The organism is uncultured Planktosalinus sp. (assembly GCF_963973675.1).
Taxonomy (GTDB): Bacteria; Bacteroidota; Bacteroidia; order Flavobacteriales; family Flavobacteriaceae; genus Planktosalinus.
The window spans coordinates 1-3,104 of the sequence record NZ_CAXBAN010000319.1 but is presented as its reverse complement, the minus strand read 5'-3'; the positions used below and the strand labels follow the sequence as shown (position 1 = coordinate 3,104).

General features: G+C 35.9%; 5 protein-coding genes. 2 read left to right on the top strand and 3 right to left on the bottom strand.

Going from position 1 to position 3,104, the window contains the following annotated elements; all coding sequences use genetic code 11:
• Positions 1-56 precede the first annotated feature (56 nt).
• The 3 genes from AACY61_RS11240 to AACY61_RS11230 are packed head-to-tail and all read right to left on the bottom strand — an operon-like array spanning position 57 to position 1,640.
• A complete protein-coding gene (locus tag AACY61_RS11240; RefSeq protein WP_339611677.1) occupies positions 57-419 on the bottom strand; it encodes a VOC family protein in 363 nt (120 codons plus the stop codon).
• Positions 420-424: 5 nt separating this feature from the next.
• On the bottom strand, positions 425-949 hold the full coding sequence (locus AACY61_RS11235; RefSeq protein WP_339611676.1) for an SRPBCC family protein: 525 nt from the start codon (positions 947-949) through the stop codon (positions 425-427).
• Between the two features lie 31 nt (positions 950-980).
• A complete protein-coding gene (locus AACY61_RS11230; protein ID WP_339611680.1) occupies positions 981-1,640 on the bottom strand; it encodes an RNA methyltransferase in 660 nt (219 codons plus the stop codon).
• Between the two features lie 84 nt (positions 1,641-1,724).
• Between AACY61_RS11230 and AACY61_RS11225 the strand changes: the two genes are divergently transcribed.
• A complete protein-coding gene (locus tag AACY61_RS11225; protein ID WP_339611679.1) occupies positions 1,725-2,387 on the top strand; it encodes a Sir2 family NAD-dependent protein deacetylase in 663 nt (220 codons plus the stop codon).
• Positions 2,384-2,941: an adenylosuccinate lyase gene (locus AACY61_RS11220; protein WP_339611675.1), complete on the top strand. Its 558-nt coding sequence runs from the start codon at positions 2,384-2,386 to the stop codon at positions 2,939-2,941. The genes AACY61_RS11225 and AACY61_RS11220 overlap by 4 nt, the downstream gene beginning before the upstream one ends.
• Positions 2,942-3,104 lie beyond the last annotated feature (163 nt).

Below are 3,104 nucleotides of genomic sequence, written 5' to 3'. Positions count from 1 at the left end.
TGCAATGAGTGAGTGCTATGAAGAATACCGTGTATTGAACCGAAGGAAAAATTAGCTTATTTCAAAGAGTGTAAAGCAACTCGGTTGCCTTCTGTATCTAAAAACACACCCATAAAACCGTGCTCAGGTGATATTTGAGTCTTGGTTTGAAAAATTTTCCCACCTGCTTTTTCCACCCGCTCGAGTTCTAATTGAACATCATTTGAGGCAAAATAGACTAAAGTGCCCTCAGTACTCGGAATATAACTTTCTTGTTTAATGAGGGTTCCGGTAGCTATAGGTTCACCCTCACGTTGCGGAAACCAACCCATTTCCATTCCTCCAAAATTATGTAAATCAATTGTGACGTCAAATACAGCTTCATAAAAAGCTTTCGCTCTTTGCATATCGCTAACAGGAATTTCAAACCAGGTGACCATAACTCCTAATTTTCAAGTTGGTTTTTAAGATTTTCAAGCCCTTCTTCAAAGTCTTTCCCAATGGTTTTATCCATATTAAAAAATAACATAAAAATATTTGCAGGAGGTTTGTTTTCCCCTGAAAAACCCCAGGTAACCACAGTGGTAGTCTCATCAACTTTTTCAATTTTTATGTAAGCGTCACTTTGCGATTTCCAAGGCTTCAAAAAACGTAATTGGGATTCCATTTTTTCATTTTCGATGATGTTGGTAATTTCTTGCTCACCCTCGCCTACTTGTTTATTTCCTTCCCAGTGAGATTTAAAACCAACCGTACCGTCTGTTCCGGTATACGTTTTTTTCATATCCGGGTCTTTCTTATCCCAAGGAGACCAGTCGTCCTGATTTTTTAAATATTTGATGTATTGAAAAACTTCTGATAATGGTCGATTAACTCTTATTGTTCGATAGACATGATAGTTTTTGGGAGCTAAAAAAGACAACACTATAAACAAAGCAACAATAGCTGCGAGTATGTAAAGTATAATCATAAGATTTGGCTTAGTTGTATGTCAAATTTAATCATTTTTTTGATTCCTCATACCGATTTAAAATTACATCAATACTTTTAATGGTTTTCTTTGCCCAATCTAGACGTTTTTCTAGTTGTTCTTCTTCAGTAAGTTGCCAGTTTACTTCAGTTTTTCTGAGCTTTGCAACGACATCTTGCAAAATGATAGCTGCAGATACAGAGATGTTTAAACTTTCGGTAAAACCATACATTGGTATTTTCAAGAAGCCATCTGCCTGTTTAAAGACTTTTTCTGATAATCCTGTTGATTCTTTTCCAAAGAAAAATGCGGCTTTTTGGGTCACATCAAAATTGTCGAGAAGTTGCGAATCTTTATGTGGTGTGGTGGCAATAATTCGATACTCTTTATTTTTTAAATCAGCAATACATTCATCAATAGTATCATAACGATGTAAATCAACCCATTTTTGAGCACCCATGGCTATTTCCTTATCAATACGTTTTCCCTGAATTTCCTCAACAACATGTAGGTCTTGTATGCCAAAAATATCGCAAGTGCGCATCACAGCACTGGTATTGTGAAGCTGATATACATCTTCAGTAACTACCGTTAAATGACGTGTTCGTTGTTCCAGAACTTTCTTAAACAACTCCTTTCTGTTTTTTGTCAAATAAGTTTCTAGGTGATTTAATAATTGGTAATCTGTCATCATTGTTATATTTTCGGTTTAAATATACTGAATTGAATAAAAGTGGGTAAAAAAAAGAAAATAGTAGTCCTTAGCGGGGCCGGAATGAGTGCCGAAAGCGGTATCAATACCTTCAGGGATGCAGATGGGCTTTGGGAAGGACACGATGTTATGGAAGTTGCATCACCACATGGGTGGCACAAAAATCAGGCTTTAGTTCTTGATTTTTATAATCAACGAAGAAAACAATTACTGGGAGTAAAACCGAATGCGGCACATATAAGCTTAGCTCAACTTGAAGAGAAGTTTAACATACACATTATCACTCAAAATGTAGACGATTTACACGAGCGTGCCGGAAGCACAAAAGTTCTACATCTCCATGGTGAACTCTTAAAAGCGAGAAGCACCTTGGATGATACTTATATTATTGAGTGGAAAAAAGACATTCTAACCGGCGATTGTTGTCCGCAAAACGGACAGCTAAGACCGCACATTGTGTGGTTTGGTGAAGCTGTGCCTGCAATAGAAGAAGCTATTGAAATTACGAAGCAGGCCGATATTGTTGCAGTTATTGGCACATCATTACAAGTGTATCCCGCAGCGGGGTTGATGAGTTATGCCCCTGAACATGCTAAGGTTTTTTATATTGATCCCAAGCCGGCCTCTGTTTATGGTATCACAAATAAAGTTGAAATTATAAAGGCCAAAGCAACTTTAGGAGTACTCGAATTAATAAAAAAATTAAAAGAATTACATTCAAGTTGAGCACTTTACAATTCAAGTTAAAAAACTTAAAAGCCTACCGAAAAGACAGGAAAGAGCTTGCAAACTTAATTTTAAACGAACCTGATTTATTTAAACAGTTGCTTGATCTTTGTTTTAAGTTTGATGATGCTATTTCATATAAGGCTGCTTGGGTTTTGGAAATGGTTTGCCTTGAAAATATAAAACTATTAATTCCACATTTGCACAGATTTTTTGATAACCTCCCAAAAGTTCACAAACACCAGGCAGTGAGACCGATGGCTAAAATATGTGAGAAACTAACACTACATTTTTACTCAAAGAAAACAATGTCTTTGCAAATTGTACTTTTAAAAAAACAACGTGAACAACTCACTGAAATCTGTTTTGACTGGTTGATTACAAATCAAAAAGTAGCTGCAAAAGCATATGCAATGCAGTGTCTTTTTCTTTTAGGAACAGAATTTAAGTGGATACACCCTGAATTAAAAATTTTGTTGAATAAAGACTTCCAAAGTCAGCAGCCTGCATTCAAGTCACGAGCAAAGAACATTCTTAATAAGTTGGAAGTTTAAACTCAATACAAAAGTTTGGCTTTAAACCTATAGCCATTTTGACAAAGAGTTTAGATATAATATTTATCTTTGCATTTTATTCTGAAAACTATGTCAAATAATGCATTACGGGCCATTTCTCCTATCGACGGAAGGTATCAGTCCAAAACAGCAGCACTTGTGC